Source organism: Salmonella sp. SJTUF15591 (assembly GCF_043356435.1).
Taxonomy (GTDB): domain Bacteria; phylum Pseudomonadota; class Gammaproteobacteria; order Enterobacterales; family Enterobacteriaceae; genus Salmonella; species Salmonella enterica.
In genome coordinates, this window is the sequence record NZ_JBEUJO010000018.1 from 1 (window position 1) to 22906 (window position 22906).

The following is a 22906-nucleotide window of genomic DNA, read 5'->3' on the forward strand; positions in this document are numbered from 1 at the left end:
CCGGAAGAAAAAGCGCGTGGTATCACCATCAACACTTCTCACGTTGAATACGATACCCCGACCCGCCACTACGCACACGTAGACTGCCCGGGGCACGCCGACTATGTTAAAAACATGATCACCGGTGCTGCTCAGATGGACGGCGCGATCCTGGTTGTTGCTGCGACTGACGGCCCGATGCCGCAGACCCGTGAGCACATCCTGCTGGGTCGTCAGGTAGGCGTTCCGTACATCATCGTGTTCCTGAACAAATGCGACATGGTTGATGACGAAGAGCTGCTGGAACTGGTTGAAATGGAAGTTCGTGAACTTCTGTCTCAGTACGACTTCCCGGGCGACGACACTCCGATCGTTCGTGGTTCTGCTCTGAAAGCGCTGGAAGGCGACGCAGAGTGGGAAGCGAAAATCATCGAACTGGCTGGCTTCCTGGATTCTTACATTCCGGAACCAGAGCGTGCGATTGACAAGCCGTTCCTGCTGCCGATCGAAGACGTATTCTCCATCTCCGGTCGTGGTACCGTTGTTACCGGTCGTGTAGAACGCGGTATCATCAAAGTGGGCGAAGAAGTTGAAATCGTTGGTATCAAAGAGACTCAGAAGTCTACCTGTACTGGCGTTGAAATGTTCCGCAAACTGCTGGACGAAGGCCGTGCCGGTGAGAACGTAGGTGTTCTGCTGCGTGGTATCAAACGTGAAGAAATCGAACGTGGTCAGGTACTGGCTAAGCCGGGCACCATCAAGCCGCACACCAAGTTCGAATCTGAAGTGTACATTCTGTCCAAAGATGAAGGCGGCCGTCATACTCCGTTCTTCAAAGGCTACCGTCCGCAGTTCTACTTCCGTACTACTGACGTGACTGGCACCATCGAACTGCCGGAAGGCGTAGAGATGGTAATGCCGGGCGACAACATCAAAATGGTTGTTACCCTGATCCACCCGATCGCGATGGACGACGGTCTGCGTTTCGCAATCCGTGAAGGCGGCCGTACCGTTGGCGCGGGCGTTGTTGCTAAAGTTCTCGGCTAATCGCTGATAACATTTGACGCAATGCGCAATAAAAGGGCATCATTTGATGCCCTTTTTGCACGCTTTCACACCAGAACCTGGCTCATCAGTGATTTTATTTGTCATAATCATTGCTGAGACAGGCTCTGTAGAGGGCGTATAATCCGAAAGGCGAATAAGCGTTTCGATTTGGATTGCCTCGCGATTGCGGGGTGAAAATGTTTGTAGAATACTTCTGACAGGTTGGTTTATGAGTGCGAATACCGAAGCTCAAGGGAGCGGGCGCGGCCTGGAAGCGATGAAGTGGATAGTTGTTGCCATATTGCTGATCGTCGCAATCGTCGGCAACTACCTCTATCGCGACATGATGCTGCCGCTGCGTGCGCTGGCCGTAGTAATTCTGATTGCTGCAGCGGGTGGTGTCGCGCTGTTGACGACAAAAGGTAAAGCAACCGTTGCTTTTGCCCGTGAAGCGAGAACCGAAGTCCGTAAGGTCATTTGGCCGACTCGCCAGGAAACGCTGCACACCACGCTGATCGTCGCTGCGGTTACTGCAGTTATGTCACTGATCCTGTGGGGACTGGATGGTATTCTGGTTCGCCTGGTATCCTTTATCACTGGCCTGAGGTTCTGAGATGTCTGAAGCACCTAAAAAGCGCTGGTACGTCGTTCAGGCGTTTTCCGGTTTTGAAGGCCGCGTAGCCACATCGCTGCGCGAGCATATCAAATTACACAATATGGAAGAGCTGTTTGGCGAAGTCATGGTGCCGACTGAAGAAGTCGTTGAAATCCGTGGCGGCCAGCGTCGTAAGAGCGAGCGCAAATTCTTCCCTGGCTACGTATTAGTTCAGATGGTGATGAACGACGCGAGCTGGCACCTGGTGCGTAGCGTTCCGCGCGTCATGGGCTTTATCGGCGGTACCTCTGACCGTCCGGCGCCAATCAGCGATAAAGAAGTTGATGCGATTATGAACCGTCTGCAGCAGGTGGGTGATAAGCCGCGGCCGAAAACTCTGTTTGAACCGGGTGAAATGGTTCGTGTTAACGACGGTCCGTTCGCAGACTTTAACGGCGTTGTCGAAGAAGTCGATTATGAGAAGTCTCGCCTGAAAGTGTCTGTTTCTATCTTCGGTCGTGCGACCCCGGTAGAGCTGGACTTCAGCCAGGTTGAGAAAGCGTAAGGCTGCGATCAAAAAAGCAGCGATCTAATCGTTGCATAGGGCGCGAAATTGACATACAATTTCGCGCCTTTTGTTTTTATGGGCCTTATGCCCATAAAGCGATATTTATCACGGGGAGCTTCTTTGAAGCGATACTACCCAATTCGAGGAATTTAGAATGGCTAAGAAAGTACAAGCCTACGTCAAGCTGCAGGTTGCAGCTGGTATGGCGAACCCGAGTCCGCCGGTTGGTCCAGCACTGGGTCAGCAGGGTGTGAACATCATGGAATTCTGCAAAGCGTTCAACGCAAAAACGGATTCCATCGAAAAAGGTCTGCCGATTCCGGTTGTTATTACCGTTTACGCTGACCGTTCTTTCACCTTCGTTACCAAAACGCCTCCGGCAGCTGTTCTGCTGAAAAAAGCGGCTGGTATCAAGTCTGGTTCCGGCAAGCCGAACAAAGACAAAGTAGGTAAAATTTCCCGCGCTCAGCTGCAGGAAATCGCGCAGACCAAAGCTGCCGACATGACCGGTGCCGACATTGAAGCGATGACTCGCTCCATCGAAGGTACTGCACGTTCCATGGGCCTGGTAGTGGAGGACTAAGAAATGGCTAAACTGACCAAGCGTATGCGCGTGATCCGTGAAAAAGTTGATGCGACCAAACAGTACGACATCAACGAAGCTATTGCCCTGCTGAAAGAGCTGGCCACTGCTAAATTCAACGAAAGCGTTGACGTTGCCGTTAACCTCGGCATCGATGCTCGTAAATCTGACCAGAACGTTCGTGGCGCGACTGTACTGCCGCACGGTACTGGCCGTTCTGTTCGCGTTGCCGTATTTACCCAGGGCCCGAACGCTGAAGCAGCTAAAGCTGCTGGCGCTGAGCTGGTAGGTATGGAAGATCTGGCTGACCAGATCAAGAAAGGCGAAATGAACTTCGACGTTGTTATCGCATCCCCGGATGCAATGCGCGTTGTTGGCCAGCTGGGCCAGGTTCTGGGTCCGCGCGGCCTGATGCCAAACCCGAAAGTCGGTACCGTAACGCCGAACGTTGCTGAAGCGGTTAAGAACGCTAAAGCAGGTCAGGTTCGTTACCGTAACGACAAAAACGGCATCATCCACACCACCATCGGTAAAGTGGACTTTGACGCTGACAAACTGAAAGAAAACCTGGAAGCTCTGCTGGTTGCGCTGAAAAAAGCAAAACCGAGCCAGGCGAAAGGCGTGTACATCAAGAAAGTTAGCATCTCCACCACCATGGGTGCTGGCGTTGCCGTTGATCAGGCTGGTCTGAGCGCATCTGCGAACTAAGATTAGTCTTTACGTGGGCGGTGATTTTGTCTACAATCTTACCCCCACGTATTCTGCTAGTTGCAGACGTATATCCGAGATATTCGGGTTGTGGCAAGGCGGCAACTGAGTGAGTCGCCAGGAGCATAGCTAACTATGTGACTGGTGCGAACGAAGGAAGCCAACGCCGCCACAAGCTGAATAGCGACGGATAGAAAAGATTTGTTCGTTGGAGCCTGGCCTATCCAGGCCTCCGTCGAAGACCGCAGGCGTCTCGCAAGAGGCTTAATCCCCTGCGTAGACGGTGACAGAACGCTAAGATTATTTTTGATACTCTGGCTTGTTTCTGCTCACCGTATTAAGACGCTCTTCTCGTTGAGATGAGTGAAGTGAGTTCCGGAACATGAGTTCCGGCAAACATCCAGGAGCAAAGCTAATGGCTTTAAATCTTCAAGACAAACAAGCGATTGTTGCTGAAGTCAGCGAAGTAGCCAAAGGCGCGCTGTCTGCAGTAGTTGCGGATTCCCGTGGCGTAACTGTAGATAAAATGACTGAACTGCGTAAAGCAGGTCGTGAAGCTGGCGTATACATGCGTGTTGTTCGTAACACCCTGCTGCGTCGCGTCGTTGAAGGTACTCAGTTCGAGTGCCTGAAAGACACGTTTGTTGGTCCGACCCTGATTGCATACTCTATGGAACACCCGGGCGCTGCTGCTCGTCTGTTCAAAGAGTTCGCGAAAGCGAATGCAAAATTTGAGGTCAAAGCTGCAGCCTTTGAAGGTGAGCTGATCCCGGCGTCTCAGATCGACCGCCTGGCAACTCTGCCGACCTACGAAGAAGCAATTGCACGCCTGATGGCAACCATGAAAGAAGCTTCGGCTGGCAAACTGGTTCGCACACTGGCTGCTGTACGCGATGCAAAAGAAGCTGCGTAATCGCAGTTGTCTTTATCAAGCATTTGCTTACGTATAAACTTATTCTGATATTCAGGAACAATTTAAATGTCTATCACTAAAGATCAAATCATTGAAGCAGTATCCGCTATGTCCGTAATGGACGTTGTAGAACTGATTTCTGCAATGGAAGAAAAATTCGGTGTTTCCGCTGCTGCTGCTGTAGCTGTAGCTGCTGGCCCGGCTGAAGCTGCTGAAGAAAAAACTGAATTCGACGTAATTCTGAAAGCTGCTGGCGCTAACAAAGTTGCTGTTATCAAAGCAGTACGTGGCGCAACTGGCCTGGGTCTGAAAGAAGCTAAAGACCTGGTAGAATCTGCTCCGGCCGCTCTGAAAGAAGGCGTGAGCAAAGATGACGCTGAAGCACTGAAAAAATCTCTGGAAGAAGCTGGCGCTGAAGTTGAAGTTAAATAAGCCAACCCTTCCGGTTGCAGCCTGAGAAATCAGGCTGATGGCTGGTGACTTTTTAGTCACCAGCCTTTTTGCGCTGTAAGGCGCCAGTAGCGTTTCACACTGTTTGACTACTGCTGTGCCTTTCAATGCTTGTTTCTATCGACGACTTAATATACTGCGACAGAGCGTACGTTCTGTGTAAATCGCAATGAAATGGTTTAAGCGTGATAGCAACAGGCATTGCGGAAAGTATCCATTTTCCGGTCAACAAAATAGTGTTGCACAAACTGTCCCCCGCAGGACAGATGGGTCGACTTGTCAGCGAGCTGAGGAACCCTATGGTTTACTCCTATACCGAGAAAAAACGTATTCGTAAGGATTTTGGTAAACGTCCACAAGTTCTGGATGTACCTTATCTCCTTTCTATCCAGCTTGACTCGTTTCAGAAGTTTATCGAGCAAGATCCTGAAGGGCAGTACGGCCTGGAAGCAGCCTTCCGTTCCGTGTTCCCGATTCAGAGCTACAGCGGTAATTCCGAGCTGCAGTACGTCAGCTACCGCCTTGGCGAACCGGTGTTTGACGTTCAGGAATGTCAGATCCGTGGCGTGACCTATTCCGCACCGCTGCGCGTAAAACTGCGTCTGGTGATCTACGAGCGCGAAGCGCCGGAAGGCACCGTTAAAGACATTAAAGAACAAGAAGTCTACATGGGCGAAATTCCGCTCATGACCGACAACGGTACCTTTGTTATCAACGGTACTGAGCGTGTTATCGTTTCTCAGCTGCACCGTAGTCCGGGCGTCTTCTTTGACTCCGACAAAGGTAAAACCCACTCTTCGGGTAAAGTGCTGTATAACGCGCGCATCATTCCTTACCGTGGTTCCTGGCTGGACTTCGAATTCGATCCGAAGGACAACCTGTTCGTGCGTATCGACCGTCGCCGTAAACTGCCTGCGACCATCATCCTGCGTGCGCTGAACTACACCACTGAGCAGATCCTTGACCTGTTCTTTGAGAAAGTCGTCTTCGAAATTCGCGACAACAAACTGCAGATGGAGCTGATTCCAGAACGTCTGCGCGGCGAAACCGCGTCGTTCGATATCGAAGCTAACGGCAAAGTGTACGTTGAAAAAGGCCGTCGCATTACCGCGCGTCACATCCGTCAGCTGGAAAAAGACGATATCAAGCATATCGAAGTTCCGGTTGAGTACATCGCAGGCAAAGTCGTCTCTAAAGACTACGTTGACGAATCCACTGGCGAGCTGATCTGCGCGGCGAACATGGAGCTGAGCCTGGATCTGCTGGCTAAGCTGAGCCAGTCCGGCCACAAGCGTATCGAAACGCTGTTTACCAACGATCTGGACCACGGCCCGTACATTTCTGAAACGGTACGCGTCGACCCAACTAACGATCGTCTGAGCGCGCTGGTAGAAATCTACCGCATGATGCGCCCTGGTGAGCCGCCGACACGCGAAGCGGCTGAAAGCCTGTTTGAGAACCTGTTCTTCTCCGAAGACCGCTATGACCTGTCTGCGGTGGGTCGTATGAAGTTCAACCGTTCTCTGTTGCGCGACGAAATCGAAGGTTCCGGTATCCTGAGCAAAGACGACATCATTGATGTCATGAAGAAGCTCATCGATATCCGTAACGGTAAAGGCGAAGTGGATGATATCGACCACCTCGGCAACCGTCGTATCCGTTCCGTCGGCGAAATGGCGGAAAACCAGTTCCGCGTTGGCCTGGTGCGTGTAGAGCGTGCGGTGAAAGAGCGTCTGTCTCTGGGCGATCTGGATACCCTGATGCCTCAGGATATGATCAACGCCAAGCCGATTTCCGCCGCAGTGAAAGAGTTCTTTGGTTCCAGCCAGCTGTCTCAGTTTATGGACCAGAACAACCCGCTGTCTGAGATTACGCACAAACGTCGTATCTCCGCACTCGGCCCAGGCGGTCTGACCCGCGAACGCGCAGGCTTCGAAGTTCGAGACGTACACCCGACGCACTACGGTCGCGTATGTCCTATCGAAACGCCGGAAGGTCCGAACATCGGTCTGATCAACTCCCTGTCCGTGTACGCACAGACTAACGAATATGGCTTCCTTGAGACGCCGTACCGTCGTGTGGTTGATGGCGTGGTCACTGACGAAATTCATTACCTGTCTGCTATCGAAGAAGGCAACTACGTTATCGCTCAGGCGAACTCCAACCTGGATGACGAAGGCCACTTTGTAGAAGATCTGGTGACCTGCCGTAGCAAAGGCGAATCCAGCTTGTTCAGCCGCGACCAGGTTGACTACATGGACGTTTCCACCCAGCAGGTGGTCTCCGTCGGTGCGTCCCTGATCCCGTTCCTGGAACACGATGACGCCAACCGTGCATTGATGGGTGCGAACATGCAACGTCAGGCGGTTCCGACTCTGCGCGCTGATAAGCCGCTGGTGGGTACCGGTATGGAACGTGCTGTCGCCGTCGACTCCGGTGTTACTGCAGTAGCTAAACGTGGCGGTACTGTTCAGTACGTGGATGCATCCCGTATCGTTATCAAAGTTAACGAAGACGAGATGTACCCGGGTGAAGCGGGTATCGACATCTATAACCTGACCAAATACACCCGCTCTAACCAGAACACCTGTATCAACCAGATGCCATGTGTGTCTCTGGGCGAGCCGGTTGAACGCGGCGACGTGTTGGCAGACGGTCCGTCCACCGACCTCGGTGAACTGGCGCTCGGTCAGAACATGCGCGTGGCGTTCATGCCGTGGAACGGCTACAACTTCGAAGACTCCATCCTCGTATCCGAGCGTGTTGTTCAGGAAGACCGTTTCACCACCATCCACATTCAGGAACTGGCGTGCGTGTCCCGTGACACCAAGCTGGGGCCGGAAGAGATCACCGCTGATATTCCGAACGTGGGTGAAGCTGCGCTCTCCAAACTGGATGAATCCGGTATCGTTTACATCGGCGCGGAAGTGACCGGCGGCGACATTCTGGTCGGTAAGGTGACGCCGAAAGGTGAAACCCAGCTGACGCCGGAAGAGAAACTGCTGCGTGCGATCTTCGGTGAGAAAGCGTCTGACGTTAAAGACTCTTCTCTGCGCGTACCTAACGGTGTCTCCGGTACGGTTATCGACGTTCAGGTCTTTACTCGCGATGGCGTAGAAAAAGACAAACGTGCTCTGGAAATCGAAGAGATGCAGCTCAAGCAGGCGAAAAAAGACCTGTCTGAAGAACTGCAGATCCTCGAAGCGGGCCTGTTTAGCCGTATCCGTGCGGTGCTGGTGTCCGGCGGCGTTGAAGCTGAGAAGCTCGACAAACTGCCGCGCGACCGCTGGCTGGAACTCGGTCTGACCGACGAAGAGAAACAAAATCAGCTGGAACAACTGGCTGAGCAGTATGACGAACTGAAACACGAGTTCGAGAAAAAACTTGAAGCGAAGCGCCGTAAAATCACCCAGGGCGACGATCTGGCGCCGGGCGTGCTGAAGATCGTGAAGGTCTATCTGGCCGTTAAACGCCGTATCCAGCCGGGTGATAAGATGGCAGGTCGTCACGGTAACAAGGGTGTTATCTCTAAGATCAACCCGATCGAAGACATGCCTTACGATGAAAACGGCACGCCGGTCGACATCGTACTGAACCCGCTGGGCGTACCGTCTCGTATGAACATCGGTCAGATTCTGGAAACCCACCTGGGTATGGCTGCGAAAGGTATTGGCGACAAGATTAACGCCATGCTGAAACAGCAGCAGGAAGTCGCGAAACTGCGCGAATTCATCCAGCGTGCCTACGATCTGGGCGCCGACGTTCGTCAGAAAGTCGACCTGAGCACCTTCAGCGATGATGAAGTGCTGCGTCTGGCAGAAAACCTGCGTAAAGGTATGCCGATTGCCACACCAGTGTTTGACGGTGCGAAAGAAGCGGAAATCAAAGAGCTGCTGAAACTGGGCGACCTGCCGACCTCCGGTCAGATCACCCTGTTCGATGGCCGTACGGGTGAACAGTTCGAACGTCCGGTAACCGTCGGTTACATGTACATGCTGAAACTGAACCACCTGGTTGATGACAAGATGCATGCGCGTTCTACCGGTTCTTACAGCCTGGTTACTCAGCAGCCGCTGGGTGGTAAGGCGCAGTTCGGTGGTCAGCGCTTCGGGGAGATGGAAGTGTGGGCGCTGGAAGCTTACGGCGCCGCCTACACCCTGCAGGAAATGCTCACCGTTAAGTCTGATGACGTGAACGGTCGTACCAAGATGTATAAGAACATCGTGGACGGCAACCATCAGATGGAACCGGGTATGCCGGAATCCTTCAACGTTCTGTTGAAAGAGATCCGCTCGCTGGGCATCAACATCGAACTGGAAGACGAGTAATTCTCGCTCAAACAGGTCACTGGTGTCGGGGTAAAACCCGACACCAGATTGTGCTAACTCCGACGGGAGCAAATCCGTGAAAGATTTATTAAAGTTTCTGAAAGCGCAGACTAAAACCGAAGAGTTTGATGCGATCAAAATTGCTCTGGCTTCGCCAGACATGATCCGTTCATGGTCTTTCGGTGAAGTTAAAAAGCCGGAAACCATCAACTACCGTACGTTCAAACCTGAGCGTGACGGCCTTTTCTGCGCCCGTATCTTTGGGCCGGTAAAAGACTACGAGTGCCTGTGCGGTAAATACAAGCGCCTGAAACACCGTGGTGTTATTTGTGAGAAGTGCGGCGTTGAAGTGACCCAGACCAAAGTACGCCGTGAGCGTATGGGCCACATCGAGCTGGCGTCCCCGACTGCTCACATCTGGTTCCTGAAATCGCTGCCGTCCCGTATCGGTCTGCTGCTCGATATGCCGCTGCGCGATATCGAACGCGTACTGTACTTCGAATCTTATGTGGTTATCGAAGGCGGTATGACCAACTTGGAACGTCAACAGATCCTGACTGAAGAGCAGTATCTGGACGCGCTGGAAGAGTTCGGTGACGAATTCGACGCGAAGATGGGTGCGGAAGCTATCCAGGCCCTGCTGAAGAGCATGGATCTGGAGCAAGAGTGTGAAACTCTGCGCGAAGAGCTGAACGAAACCAACTCCGAAACCAAGCGTAAGAAGCTGACCAAGCGTATCAAACTGCTGGAAGCCTTCGTACAGTCTGGCAACAAGCCAGAGTGGATGATCCTGACCGTTCTGCCGGTTCTGCCGCCAGATCTGCGTCCGCTGGTTCCGCTGGATGGTGGTCGTTTCGCGACTTCTGACCTGAACGATCTGTATCGTCGCGTCATTAACCGTAACAACCGTCTGAAGCGTCTGCTGGATCTGGCTGCGCCGGACATCATCGTACGTAACGAAAAACGTATGCTGCAGGAAGCGGTTGACGCCCTGCTGGATAACGGTCGTCGCGGTCGTGCGATCACCGGTTCTAACAAGCGTCCTCTGAAATCTTTGGCCGACATGATCAAAGGTAAACAAGGTCGTTTCCGTCAGAACCTGCTCGGTAAGCGTGTTGACTACTCCGGTCGTTCTGTTATCACCGTAGGTCCATACCTGCGTCTGCACCAGTGCGGTCTGCCGAAGAAAATGGCGCTGGAGCTGTTCAAACCGTTCATCTACGGCAAGCTGGAACTGCGTGGCCTGGCCACCACCATCAAAGCCGCGAAGAAAATGGTTGAGCGTGAAGAAGCTGTCGTTTGGGATATCCTGGACGAAGTGATCCGCGAACACCCGGTACTGCTGAACCGTGCGCCGACTCTGCACCGTCTGGGTATCCAGGCATTTGAACCGGTACTGATCGAAGGTAAAGCTATCCAGCTGCACCCGCTGGTTTGTGCGGCCTATAACGCCGACTTCGATGGTGACCAGATGGCTGTTCACGTACCGCTGACGCTGGAAGCCCAGCTTGAAGCGCGTGCGCTGATGATGTCTACCAACAACATCCTGTCTCCGGCGAACGGCGAACCTATCATCGTTCCGTCTCAGGACGTGGTATTGGGTCTGTACTACATGACCCGTGACTGTGTTAACGCCAAAGGCGAAGGCATGGTGCTGACTGGCCCGAAAGAAGCTGAGCGTATCTATCGCGCAGGTCTGGCCTCTCTGCATGCGCGCGTTAAAGTGCGTATCACTGAATATGAAAAAGATGAAAACGGCGAATTCGTTGCGCACACCAGCCTGAAAGACACGACCGTTGGTCGCGCCATTCTGTGGATGATCGTACCGAAAGGTCTGCCTTTCTCCATCGTCAACCAGGCGCTGGGCAAGAAAGCGATCTCCAAAATGCTGAACACTTGCTACCGTATTCTGGGCCTGAAACCGACCGTTATTTTTGCGGACCAGACGATGTACACCGGCTTTGCTTATGCAGCGCGTTCAGGTGCGTCCGTTGGTATTGATGACATGGTCATCCCGGAGAAAAAACACGAGATCATTTCTGAAGCGGAAGCTGAAGTTGCTGAGATCCAGGAGCAGTTCCAGTCCGGTCTGGTAACCGCTGGCGAACGCTATAACAAAGTTATCGATATCTGGGCTGCGGCAAACGATCGTGTATCCAAAGCGATGATGGATAACCTGCAAACCGAAACCGTGATTAACCGTGACGGCCAGGAAGAGCAGCAGGTTTCCTTCAACAGCATCTACATGATGGCCGACTCCGGTGCGCGTGGTTCTGCGGCACAGATTCGTCAGCTGGCTGGTATGCGTGGTCTGATGGCGAAGCCGGATGGCTCCATCATCGAAACGCCAATCACCGCGAACTTCCGTGAAGGTCTGAACGTACTCCAGTACTTCATCTCCACCCACGGTGCGCGTAAAGGTTTGGCGGATACCGCACTGAAAACCGCGAACTCCGGTTATCTGACCCGTCGTCTGGTTGACGTCGCGCAGGATCTGGTGGTGACCGAAGATGACTGTGGTACGCACGAAGGTATCCTGATGACCCCGGTTATCGAGGGTGGCGACGTGAAAGAGCCGCTGCGTGACCGCGTTCTTGGTCGTGTGACGGCGGAAGATGTGCTGAAACCGGGTACTGCGGACATTCTGGTTCCACGCAACACGCTGCTGCACGAACAGTGGTGTGACCTGCTGGAAGCAAACTCCGTTGACGCCGTTAAAGTGCGTTCCGTTGTATCCTGCGACACCGACTTTGGTGTATGTGCGCACTGCTATGGTCGTGACCTGGCGCGTGGCCACATCATCAACAAAGGTGAAGCTATCGGCGTTATCGCAGCACAGTCCATCGGTGAACCGGGTACACAGCTGACGATGCGTACGTTCCACATCGGTGGTGCGGCATCGCGTGCGGCTGCTGAATCCAGCATCCAGGTGAAAAATAAAGGTAGCATCAAGCTCAGCAACGTGAAGTCGGTTGTGAACTCCAGCGGTAAACTGGTTATCACTTCTCGTAACACCGAACTGAAGCTGATCGACGAATTCGGTCGTACCAAAGAGAGCTATAAAGTGCCTTATGGCGCTGTCATGGCGAAAGGTGATGGCGAGCAGGTTGCCGGCGGCGAAACCGTGGCAAACTGGGACCCGCACACCATGCCGGTTATCACCGAAGTGAGTGGTTTCATCCGCTTCACTGACATGATCGACGGTCAGACCATTACGCGTCAGACCGACGAACTGACCGGTCTGTCTTCGCTGGTGGTTCTGGATTCGGCTGAACGTACTACCGGTGGTAAAGATCTGCGTCCGGCGCTGAAAATCGTTGATGCTCAGGGTAATGACGTTCTGATCCCGGGTACCGATATGCCTGCGCAGTACTTCCTGCCGGGTAAAGCGATTGTACAGCTGGAAGATGGCGTACAGATCAGTTCTGGTGACACCCTGGCGCGTATTCCGCAGGAATCCGGCGGTACCAAGGATATCACCGGTGGTCTGCCGCGCGTTGCGGACCTGTTCGAAGCGCGTCGTCCGAAAGAGCCGGCCATTCTGGCGGAAATCGCAGGTATCGTTTCCTTCGGTAAAGAAACCAAAGGCAAACGTCGTCTGGTGATTACGCCGGTTGATGGTAGTGACCCGTACGAAGAGATGATTCCGAAATGGCGTCAGCTCAACGTGTTCGAAGGGGAACGTGTAGAACGTGGTGATGTGATTTCCGATGGTCCGGAAGCGCCGCACGACATTCTGCGTCTGCGTGGTGTTCATGCTGTGACGCGTTACATTGTTAACGAAGTTCAGGATGTATACCGTCTGCAGGGCGTTAAGATTAACGATAAACACATCGAAGTTATCGTTCGTCAGATGCTGCGTAAAGCGACCATCGAAAGCGCCGGTAGTTCCGACTTCCTGGAAGGCGAACAGGTTGAATACTCTCGCGTCAAGATCGCTAACCGCGAGCTGGAAGCGAACGGCAAAGTGGGGGCTACCTTCTCCCGCGATCTGCTGGGTATCACCAAAGCGTCTCTGGCAACCGAATCGTTCATCTCTGCCGCATCGTTCCAGGAGACCACGCGTGTCCTGACCGAAGCAGCCGTTGCGGGTAAACGCGACGAACTGCGCGGCCTGAAAGAGAACGTTATCGTGGGTCGTCTGATTCCGGCCGGTACCGGTTATGCGTACCACCAGGATCGTATGCGCCGTCGCGCCGCGGGCGAGCAGCCAGCAACACCGCAGGTCACTGCGGAAGACGCATCTGCCAGCCTGGCAGAGCTGCTGAACGCAGGCCTTGGCGGTTCTGATAACGATTAATCGTTAAATGGTGGAGGGGTATTTATCCCTCCACCAGCTTCATGCTGGATGCCGAATTCCGGATCGCTTGCCTACAAGGAAAGAAAATGCCAGCGATTATTTCATTAATCTATTTAATGTTTAGTCTTTTGGTATTTACAAAAAAGATAACCATTTCAAACGTTCTGTCCGCTTTTTTATTGTTTCTATCGTTATATATACTTCACCATAAATCATTACTTATATTTATTTATTGTCTTATTATTATTGTCGCCACCGTTATTCTTCATCAAGTCAAAACCAGTGCGGATAAAAAAGCCGTATTTTATTTTTCAATGCCATGCTGGCTCTTGATTTTATCTGTAATTATAAATTTAATGAATAAATGAGTTATTTTTTCATGACTCTTGTTTCTCGCATTATTGGTGAAAACTCACTATCACTGGTTATATGAATAAATTGTCCAGTTTTTGCATTATATTTTGCCATCGCACAGGGAAGACTATTACCGCCGTTAGCCATAACAAATTTTGCTTTTGTATTACGATAAAGATTGACGCAAGGAATGGGGTCCTGACCGAATGTATAAGGCGTTGGGACAATTACATTATGTTTGTTTGAGAACCACTTTGCTAAAATCCCGTCAACGCCATCAACCGGCGTAATAAAAGTAGAGAATCCACAATACTCAAAATTGAATTTTTATACCATTGGGTTTGTTTTTTTCTGTAACATTGAATCCAAATGTGACTTTAAATTTATCCCATAAATCTAAGTTATTAAAGTCTATTGGCTCGCCATTATAAAATGCCTGCTGTTCATACATTAAATGATAAACCTGTTTTATTGATTGTTTACACGGGATATTTTAAATTATTAAATGGAGTATTTAATTCCATTAAGGTCTTTGTTTGCTCTTATTACAGGAATTATAAATATGATGCCATTTCTGGAATAAAAATAAAGTTAATAAATTATTTATTTAATTGCTCGCTAGTAAGATATTTATGTATCCATCGGTTAATGCTTAGTTTAACATCTTTTAGCTGACAGCGATTGCAACGCTAAAAAACATGTGCTAATAATCATCATGTAAAATATGTAATGAAGTAAGTATGGAGCATTTAATTGTTATGATCCCACCATTAAATAGATATGTTCCCGCGCTTTCAAAAAATGAATTAGTTAAAACTGTTACCGACAGGGACATTCATTTTACAAGTTTTAATGGAAAAAATTATCCCTTGTGCTTTTTAGATGAGAAGACCCCTCTTCTTTTCCAGTGGTTTGAGCGGAATCCTGCTCGCTTTGGGAAAAATGATATACCTATAATTAACACAGAGAAAAACCCCTACCTTAACAATATCATTAAAGCAGCAACAATTGAAAAAGAACGTCTTATAGGTATTTTTGTAGATGGTGATTTTTTTCCGGGACAAAAGGATGCTTTTTCAAAACTTGAGTATGACTATGAAAACATAAAAGTCATATATAGAAATGATATTGACTTTAGCATGTACGATAAAAAATTATCAGAAATTTATATGGAAAATATTTCTAAGCAAGAATCCATGCCAGAAGAAAAAAGGGATTGTCATTTACTGCAGCTATTGAAAAAAGAATTGAGTGATATTCAAGAGGATAATGATTCATTAATTAAATCTTACTTACTGGATAAAGGCCATGTATGGTTTGATTTTTACAGGAATATGGCTATGTTAAAGGCTGGTCAGTTATTCCTGGAGGCGGATAAGGTTGGGTGTTATGATTTATCAACAAATAGTGGGTGTATATATCTCGATGCTGATATGATTATCACGGAAAAATTGGGGGGTATATATATTCCGGATGGAATCGCTGTTCATGTAGAAAGGATAGATGGCCGTGCTTCTATGGAAAACGGGATAATAGCTGTTGATCGCAATAACCACCCGGCTTTACTTGCTGGATTGGAAATAATGCATACTAAATTTGATGCTGATCCCTATTCCGATGGTGTATGTAATGGAATTAGAAAACATTTTAATTATTCTTTAAATGAAGATTATAATTCTTTTTGCGATTTTATTGAGTTTAAGCATGATAACATTATAATGAATACCAGTCAGTTTACGCAAAGTTCATGGGCGAGGCATGTGCAGTAGTGGAAATGGCAATAATCATGCTATTGAATACATAAAATATTGGCATAAACTATCAAGTTTCGGCGAAAAAATATTTGATGCTCAGTTTTCTCTACTACAGCCAACTTTAAAATCGCAGTGCTGTTCAGAACGGATATAAAAAAACGGGAGGCCGATAACAATCTCCCGTTTTTCACATTACGTACTCGCTCGTGAAATATTAATGCGTTTACATACGGGTTCACCGCGTTTGCGAAGCGCGCCCCAGCCAACTGTCCCAGTCTTTCCACACGGGCTGTAACCCTTGCGCGCTTAACGCGCTTGCTACGGTTTCAGGCCGACGGGCATCGTGGGGAGAAAACTGCTCAAGTTCAGGATGATCGTCAGCATACCCACCGGGCTGGGTTTTTGAGAAGGCGCTGACGTTGTTGATTGCCAGAGGAATCACATGGTCTCGAAACCACGGCGATTCGCGGGTGGAAAGCGAGAGCTCAATTTCCGGCGCCAATAACCGGAAAGCGCAAATAGTTTGCACCAGTTGCTTTTCATCCATCACAGATGCGGGTTCCACACCGCCAGTACACGGACGCAGACGCGGGAAGGAAACAGAATAGCGACTCTGCCAATAGTGTTTCTGCATCCACAACAGATGCTCCGCCACCATATAGCAATCCACCCGCCAGTTGTCCGACAGACCAATTAGCGCGCCAAGACCGATTTTGTCGATACCTGCCCGGCCTAACCGATCCGGCGTTTCCAGCCGCCAGAAAAAGTCCTGTTTCTTTCCCTTCAGGTGATGCTGTGCATAAATTGCCTCATGGTAAGTTTCCTGATAAACCATCACGCCATCGATCCCCAGCGTTTTGAGCTCCGCATAGTTTTCTTGCGACAAGGGCTGGACTTCCATCTGTAATGATGAAAATTGACGGCGGATAGCCGGTAAATGACGGCGAAAATAGTCCATGCCGACTTTGGCCTGATGTTCGCCGGTGACTAACAGCAGATGCTCAAAGCCCAGTTTACGGATAGCATCGCACTCCCTTTGAATATCCACCTCATCCAGCGTCTTACGCTTGATGCGGTTGCTCATCGAGAAGCCGCAGTAGGTGCAGTCGTTGGCACAGAGGTTTGAGAGATAAAGCGGTACGTAGAAACTGACGGTGTTGCCAAAGCGTTGTCGGGTCAGCCTTTGTGCCCGCTGCGCCAGCGGTTCAAGGTAATCGGCGGCGGCGGGGGAGAGCAACGCCATCATATCCTCGCGGTCGAGGCGTGAAGCATTCAGCGCCCGCTCCACGTCGGCGGCGGTTTTACCGTTGATGCGCAGGCGAATATCGTCCCACTCCAGTTGCCGCCAGCGGTCGGTGAAGGTTTTCATGCCAGGGCCTCCAGAAATCCGGTGAGCGGGCTGGTGGCGCTGGCGTAGGTGCTACGATTACCCGGCACCGCCTGACGCGCCAGTACTCCCGCTTCTACAGCCAGGCGGAAAGCGGTTGCCATCATCACCGGATCGTCCGCCACGGCAATAGCGGTGTTAACCAGCACCGCATCAGCGCCCATTTCCAGCGCTTGAGCGGCATGGCTGGGCACGCCGATCCCGGCGTCAACCACCACCGGCACGGTGGACTGCTGAATAATAATCTCCAGCATGGCTTTGGTTTCCAGCCCCTGATTCGAACCGATAGGCGCGCCAAGCGGCATCACCGCCGCGCAGCCGACCTCTTCCAGCCGCTTGCACAACACCGGATCCGCGCCGCAGTAGGGCAGCACCACGAAGCCCTGTTTCACCAGTGCTTCGGCGGCTTTTAGCGTTTCGATCGGATCTGGCAATAGCCAGCGGGCGTCCGGGTGGATTTCTAATTTCAACCAGTTTGTGCCCAGCGCTTCCCGCGCCAGCTGGGCGGCGAAGATCGCCTCTTCAGCGGTTTTCGCCCCGGAGGTATTGGGCAGCAGCGTGACGCCCGCTTCAATGAGCGGCGCCAGGATAGCGTCGTTGTGCTGACGTAAATCCACGCGCTTCATCGCCAGTGTCACCAACTGGCTGCCGGAGGCGCGAATCGCCTCGACCATCAGCTGCGACGAAGCAAATTTTCCGGTGCCGGTGAACAGATGTGAATCAAACGTTTTGTCGGCAATACGTAACATCTCAACCTCCTGCTATAACGTGAAAAAGCAGGATCTGGTCGCCTTCCTGCACGATTTGCTGCTGCCACTGCTCGCGCGGCAGGATCTGCTGATTGAGCGCCAGCGCCGCGCCCGGTTGAAGCTGATTAAGCGTAGCGAGCAGGCTGCTGACGGTTTGCCCTTCGACGCACTGCATCGGCTCGTCATTGAATTGAATTTGCATGTCGCCCTCCGCATACCGGGCAGCCGCTGGCACGACGCAGCGCCAGGCTGCGCCACTGGCTGGTTTTACCGTCAAACAGGCGTAGCTCTCCGCTGGGCGTCTCAATACCGCTGAGTAATTTAATCGCTTCCAGCGCCTGCAAGGTGCCCATCACGCCAACAACCGGTCCGACGATACCGGCGGTACGGCAGTTGCGTTCAGGCTCGACATCGTCCGGCCACAGGCAGCGGTAACAGCCTTGTTCCCACGGTGGCGTGAGGACCATCAGTTGGCCGCCAAAGCCGACGGCGCTGGCGGAAATTAACGGAGTGTTGAGCGCCACGCAGGCGGCGTTAATCTCCTGGCGCGTCGCCATGTTATCGGTACAGTCGAGCACCACATCGGCGCGTGCTACCGCATGCCGCAGTGCCTCGCCTTTTAGTCGCTGCTGGAGTGATACCAGTTCGATATCCGGGTTGAGCTGTGTCAGGCGCTGCTGGGCAACCTGAGATTTTGAACGCGCGATATCATCGGTGGTAAATAGAATCTGGCGCTGCAAATTGCTCAGATGAATGTCGTCATCGTCTACCAGCGTTAGTTTGCCGATACCTGCTCCCGCCAGATACAGCGCGGCGGGTGAACCTAACCCGCCTAAACCGATAATCAGCACATGGCTATCGAGCAGCTTTTGTTGGCCTTCAATCGCGATATCGCCGAGCAGGATTTGCCGGCTGTAGCGCATAAAATCGCGGTCATTCATCGCCAACCCCCGCAATATCCAGTAACTGCGCGGTAGCGGCGCGCCAGTCGGCGGCCTGAGTAATGGCGCTAACCACAGCCACGCTGCCGACGCCGGTCGCCAGTACCGCCGGAGCGCGTTCAAGGCTGATGCCGCCGATCGCGACGGTCGGGTAATCCGCCAGTCGTTCAATATGACTGGCCAGCTGCGCCAGCCCCTGCGGGGCGGAAGGCATCTGCTTGGTTTGAGTAGGGAAGACGTGACCCAGCGCGATATAAGAAGGCTTAGCGGCCAGCGCCACGTCTATCTCCATATCATCGTGGGTCGATACGCCCAGGCGTAACCCCGCCGCCTGAATCGCCTTCAGGTCAGTGGTTTCGAGATCTTCCTGGCCCAGATGCACGCCGTAGGCGTTGTGCTTAATCGCCAGTCGCCAGTAGTCGTTGATAAACAGGCGGGCGTCATAACGACGTCCCAGCGCGATGGCGGCGATAACGTCGGATTCTACCTCTTCATCGCGTTTATCTTTGATACGCAGCTGGATTGTGCGCACGCCCGCCTCCAGTAGACGCTCAATCCATGCAACGCTGTCCACTACCGGGTAAAGCCCGAGGCGGAACGGCACGGTCGGGAAATCAGGCTGATACATCAGGCTTCCTCCCGCTTGAGATAGATTTCGCCGCCTTTGGCGCGGAAGTTTTCCGACATATCCGCCATGCCGACTTCGATGGTTTGCGCGGCGGCGTAATCGCGGACTTCCTGGCTGATTTTCATCGAGCAGAACTTCGGCCCGCACATGGAACAGAAGTGGGCGACCTTGCCGGACTCCTGCGGCAGGGTTTCATCGTGGTAGGCGCGGGCGGTGAACGGGTCGAGCGCGAGGTTAAACTGATCTTCCCAGCGGAATTCGAAGCGCGCTTTCGACATCGCGTTATCGCGGATCTGCGCGCCCGGATGCCCTTTGGCTAAATCAGCGGCGTGGGCGGCGATTTTGTAGGTGATCAGCCCCTGCTTCACATCTTCTTTGTTCGGCAGGCCGAGGTGCTCTTTCGGTGTGACGTAGCATAGCATCGCACAGCCGAACCAGCCGATCATCGCGGCACCGATCCCGGAGGTGAAGTGGTCATAGCCCGGCGCGATGTCGGTGGTCAACGGCCCTAAGGTGTAGAACGGCGCTTCGTGGCAGCTCTCCAGCTCTTCGGTCATGTTGCGCTGAATCATATGCATCGGTACGTGGCCCGGGCCTTCAATCATCACCTGCACGTCGTATTCCCAGGCGATTTTGGTCAATTCGCCCAGCGTATGCAGCTCGGAGAACTGCGCTTCGTCGTTGGCGTCCTGAATGGAGCCGGGACGCAGGCCGTCGCCCAGCGACAGGGAAACGTCGTAGGCGGCGCAGATTTCACAAATCTCGCGGAAATGTTCGAACAGGAAGTTCTCTTTGTGATGCGAGAGGCACCACTTCGCCATGATCGAACCGCCGCGCGAGACAATCCCGGTCAGGCGTTTGGCGGTCATCGGCACGTAGCGCAGTAGTACGCCCGCGTGGATGGTGAAGTAGTCGACGCCCTGCTCGGCCTGCTCCAGCAGCGTGTCGCGGAACGCTTCCCAGGTAAGATCTTCGGCGATCCCGTTGACCTTCTCCAGCGCCTGGTAGATCGGGACGGTGCCGATCGGTACCGGGCTGTTACGCAGGATCCATTCGCGGGTTTCATGAATATAGCGACCGGTGGAGAGGTCCATCACCGTGTCCGCGCCCCAGCGGGTTGACCACACCAGTTTTTCCACCTCTTCTTCGATGGAGGAGGTGACCGCCGAGTTGCCGATATTGGCATTCACTTTGACCAGGAAGTTACGACCGATGATCATCGGCTCCGATTCCGGGTGGTTGATGTTGGCGGGAATAATCGCGCGGCCCGCGGCGACTTCATCGCGCACGAATTCCGGCGTAATATTTTCCGGCAGGCGCGCGCCAAAGTTCATCCCCGGATGCTGGTGGCGCAGCACTTCACTGCGAATGCGCTCGCGGCCCATATTTTCACGGATAGCGATGAACTCCATTTCGGGAGTGACGATCCCCTGGCGGGCATAATGAAGTTGCGTCACGCGGTGTCCGGCTTTGGCGCGTTTTGGCGTCAGCAGACCGGTAAAACGCAGATCGTCCAGGCCATCGTCGGCCAGACGTTCTCTGGTATAAGCCGAGCTACGGTCGTCTAATTCTTCGCTATCGTTACGTGCGTCAATCCATGGCTGGCGCAGTTTCGCCAGACCCTGCTGGACGTTAATCGCCACCTCAGGATCGCCATAGGGGCCGGAGGTGTCGTACACCGGCACGGCTTCGTTCTCTTCAAACTGCGGGTTGTCTTTGCTGCCGCCGATGAGCGTTGGGCTAAGTTGAATTTCGCGCATCGGTACGCGAATATCATGCTGCGAACCGGTCACGTAGATGCGTTTCGAGTTGGGAAAGGCAGTCCCTTCCAGCGTATCGATAAAATGCTGGGCTTTAGCGCGCTGCTCGCGGCGGGTTAACGTTGTTGTAGACATAGCTCATTCCAAAAAATTAAGGACGTGGCTTGTCAGACGACGGATGGAGTAATGGATGTGCGCCGCCCGTAAAGGCAGCAGCATAAAGCAGAATTACTCTTGTTCCCTTCGCAGGTATTAACCTGATCAGGTTCCGCGGATCCCGAATTAACGGTCTCAGCCTTTTCCACTTCATCCTTCGCGCTGCCTCTTCGTTGGCTTCGTCCGCTCACTCCAGTCACTTACTTATGTAAGCTCCTGGAGATTCACCGACTTGCCGCCTTGACGCATCACGAACGCTTTTGTGGAAAATTAGCACTCCGACAAGATAACCGCCCCTCCGAAGAGGGGGCTGAAGTAAACTACCCGTTACTCGCGCAGAACTCAAGCGGGACGTTTGACTCTGGCGCCGTCGTGCATCGCGTCAAACACCAGCATAATCAGCTTGTCTTCCAGCACAAAGCGGGCTTCCAGCGCTTCGCCGATATCTGACAGAGCTTGTTGAAATTCGAGACAATTATCGTGATCGATGGCAGTTTCCAGGCTGGTGTCGTAATAATCCATAATGCGCTGCGTATTATCTTCCAGCAGCGGCCAGATTTTTGCCGCATGTAAAAGCTGACCGTTTCCTTCCAATTTATGGAGAATACGTTCATAAATACTGAAGTGCCCGGCGGAAAGGTAATCGACCAGGCTCTGACAAAAATCATCCAGCGCTTTTTCATTCAGCCGCATGTACGATTCTTTGCCAGGCTTAATGCCAACCAGATTGTAGTAAGCCACGAGCAGGTGCTTACGTACATCCAGCCAGCGATCGACCAGTTTGTTGCTTCCGCCAACGCGCTCCGTCAGGTTTTCCAGCTGGTTTAGCATGATTGTCTCCGCAAGTTAGATAAAGGCTGCTCGCCATGAATGTAAAAATAATGTTAACAACATGCCAGTGAAGCAAAGGTAGTGCAAGAGCTATGGATCGTATAATTGAAAAATTAGAGAGTGGCTGGTGGATCGTCAGCCATGAACAAAAATTATGGTTGCCGTATGGGGAATTACCACACGGGCTGGCGGCAAATTTCGATCTTGTGGGGCAGCGCGCACTCCGGATAGGTGAATGGCAAGGCGAGCCCGTCTGGCTGGTGTTACAGCATCGACGCCATGATATGGGATCGGTTCGCCAGGTTATCGATCAGGATGCAGGGCTGTTCCAACTGGCGGGACGTGGCGTACAGTTGGCGGAGTTTTACCGATCGCATAAATTTTGCGGCTATTGCGGGCACCCTATGCACCCGAGTAAAACCGAATGGGCGATGCTGTGCAGCCATTGCCGCGAGCGTTACTACCCGCAAATCGCCCCCTGCATTATTGTTGCCATTCGCCGTGAGGATTCCATCCTGCTGGCCCAGCACGTTCGCCACCGCAACGGCGTGCATACCGTGCTGGCCGGGTTTGTTGAAGTCGGCGAAACCTTAGAACAGGCGGTCGCGCGAGAGGTAATGGAGGAGAGCGGGATTAAGGTGAAAAATCTGCGCTATGTGACTTCCCAGCCGTGGCCTTTCCCGCAGTCGCTGATGACCGCTTTTATGGCGGAGTACGACAGCGGCGATATCGTCATCGACCCGAAAGAACTGTTGGAAGCAAATTGGTACCGTTATGACGATCTGCCGCTACTGCCGCCGCCGGGCACCGTCGCGCGCCGTTTGATCGAAGATACGGTGGCAATGTGTCGGGCTGAATATGATTGACATGTTACA

At 52.4% G+C, this 22906-nt stretch carries 20 protein-coding genes and 1 riboswitch; of the genes, 12 read left to right on the top strand and 8 right to left on the bottom strand.

Going from position 1 to position 22906, the window contains the following annotated elements; translation table 11 throughout:
• From tuf to ABVM99_RS23330, 10 genes are all read left to right on the top strand, one after another.
• A partial coding sequence (tuf, locus tag ABVM99_RS23285) for an elongation factor Tu (RefSeq protein WP_000296578.1) occupies window positions 1-1026 on the top strand: 1026 nt, incomplete at its 5' end.
• A gap of 229 nt (window positions 1027-1255) precedes the next feature.
• Entirely contained in the window at window positions 1256-1639 is a 384-nt protein-coding gene (gene secE, locus ABVM99_RS23290) for a preprotein translocase subunit SecE (RefSeq protein WP_001275691.1), read from the top strand.
• A gap of 1 nt (window position 1640) precedes the next feature.
• Window positions 1641-2186: a transcription termination/antitermination protein NusG gene (gene nusG / locus ABVM99_RS23295; RefSeq protein ID WP_001287521.1), complete on the top strand. Its 546-nt coding sequence runs from the start codon at window positions 1641-1643 to the stop codon at window positions 2184-2186.
• Window positions 2187-2343: 157 nt separating this feature from the next.
• Complete coding sequence (gene rplK / locus ABVM99_RS23300) at window positions 2344-2772, top strand: 50S ribosomal protein L11 (protein WP_001085926.1); 429 nt, start codon at window positions 2344-2346, stop codon at window positions 2770-2772.
• Window positions 2773-2775: 3 nt separating this feature from the next.
• Entirely contained in the window at window positions 2776-3480 is a 705-nt protein-coding gene (rplA, locus tag ABVM99_RS23305) for a 50S ribosomal protein L1 (RefSeq protein WP_001096676.1), read from the top strand.
• A 415-nt stretch (window positions 3481-3895) separates the two neighbouring features.
• Window positions 3896-4393 (top strand): 50S ribosomal protein L10, encoded by a 498-nt coding sequence (rplJ, locus tag ABVM99_RS23310; protein WP_001207203.1) that lies wholly within the window; start codon window positions 3896-3898, stop codon window positions 4391-4393.
• 66 nt (window positions 4394-4459) lie between these two features.
• Window positions 4460-4825 (top strand): 50S ribosomal protein L7/L12, encoded by a 366-nt coding sequence (rplL, locus tag ABVM99_RS23315; RefSeq protein WP_000028882.1) that lies wholly within the window; start codon window positions 4460-4462, stop codon window positions 4823-4825.
• 317 nt (window positions 4826-5142) lie between these two features.
• A complete protein-coding gene (gene rpoB, locus ABVM99_RS23320; protein ID WP_000263105.1) occupies window positions 5143-9171 on the top strand; it encodes a DNA-directed RNA polymerase subunit beta in 4029 nt (1342 codons plus the stop codon).
• A gap of 76 nt (window positions 9172-9247) precedes the next feature.
• Window positions 9248-13471, top strand: coding sequence for a DNA-directed RNA polymerase subunit beta' (gene rpoC / locus ABVM99_RS23325; protein WP_023194524.1), 4224 nt, complete (start codon window positions 9248-9250; stop codon window positions 13469-13471).
• 41 nt (window positions 13472-13512) lie between these two features.
• Window positions 13513-13839: a hypothetical protein gene (locus ABVM99_RS23330; RefSeq protein WP_077684124.1), complete on the top strand. Its 327-nt coding sequence runs from the start codon at window positions 13513-13515 to the stop codon at window positions 13837-13839.
• Between the two features lies 1 nt (window position 13840).
• Here the strand turns inward: ABVM99_RS23330 and ABVM99_RS23335 are convergent, their stop codons facing one another.
• A complete protein-coding gene (locus ABVM99_RS23335) occupies window positions 13841-14116 on the bottom strand; it encodes a cytoplasmic protein (RefSeq protein ID WP_172964283.1) in 276 nt (91 codons plus the stop codon).
• Window positions 14117-14565: 449 nt separating this feature from the next.
• Here ABVM99_RS23335 and ABVM99_RS23340 point away from each other — a divergent pair, with 449 nt between their 5' ends.
• On the top strand, window positions 14566-15594 hold the full coding sequence (locus ABVM99_RS23340) for a type III secretion system effector arginine glycosyltransferase SseK1 (protein WP_023194526.1): 1029 nt from the start codon (window positions 14566-14568) through the stop codon (window positions 15592-15594).
• A 220-nt stretch (window positions 15595-15814) separates the two neighbouring features.
• On the opposite strand, the gene thiH is transcribed toward ABVM99_RS23340, so the two are convergent.
• The 7 genes from thiH to rsd form a co-directional block, all read right to left on the bottom strand.
• Window positions 15815-16948, bottom strand: coding sequence for a 2-iminoacetate synthase ThiH (gene thiH / locus ABVM99_RS23345; RefSeq protein WP_023194527.1), 1134 nt, complete (start codon window positions 16946-16948; stop codon window positions 15815-15817).
• The gene (thiG, locus tag ABVM99_RS23350) at window positions 16945-17715 is read right to left on the bottom strand and encodes a thiazole synthase (protein ID WP_001650859.1); all 771 of its coding nucleotides are present in this window, start codon (window positions 17713-17715) and stop codon (window positions 16945-16947) included. The genes thiH and thiG overlap by 4 nt, the downstream gene beginning before the upstream one ends.
• Before the next feature lies 1 nt (window position 17716).
• Entirely contained in the window at window positions 17717-17917 is a 201-nt protein-coding gene (gene thiS, locus ABVM99_RS23355) for a sulfur carrier protein ThiS (RefSeq protein WP_001650858.1), read from the bottom strand.
• Entirely contained in the window at window positions 17898-18656 is a 759-nt protein-coding gene (gene thiF / locus ABVM99_RS23360) for a thiazole biosynthesis adenylyltransferase ThiF (protein ID WP_039520790.1), read from the bottom strand. The genes thiS and thiF overlap by 20 nt, the downstream gene beginning before the upstream one ends.
• On the bottom strand, window positions 18649-19284 hold the full coding sequence (gene thiE / locus ABVM99_RS23365) for a thiamine phosphate synthase (RefSeq protein WP_023194458.1): 636 nt from the start codon (window positions 19282-19284) through the stop codon (window positions 18649-18651). Before thiE ends, thiF begins: the two co-directional genes overlap by 8 nt.
• Window positions 19284-21179 (bottom strand): phosphomethylpyrimidine synthase ThiC, encoded by a 1896-nt coding sequence (thiC, locus tag ABVM99_RS23370; RefSeq protein WP_023194459.1) that lies wholly within the window; start codon window positions 21177-21179, stop codon window positions 19284-19286. Before thiC ends, thiE begins: the two co-directional genes overlap by 1 nt.
• Window positions 21180-21265: 86 nt before the next feature.
• Window positions 21266-21490: riboswitch (TPP riboswitch) on the bottom strand.
• Between the two features lie 52 nt (window positions 21491-21542).
• On the bottom strand, window positions 21543-22031 hold the full coding sequence (rsd, locus tag ABVM99_RS23375) for a sigma D regulator (RefSeq protein ID WP_000934315.1): 489 nt from the start codon (window positions 22029-22031) through the stop codon (window positions 21543-21545).
• A gap of 92 nt (window positions 22032-22123) precedes the next feature.
• Here rsd and nudC point away from each other — a divergent pair, with 92 nt between their 5' ends.
• Window positions 22124-22897: an NAD(+) diphosphatase gene (gene nudC, locus ABVM99_RS23380; RefSeq protein ID WP_000373956.1), complete on the top strand. Its 774-nt coding sequence runs from the start codon at window positions 22124-22126 to the stop codon at window positions 22895-22897.
• Window positions 22898-22906: the final 9 nt, after the last annotated feature.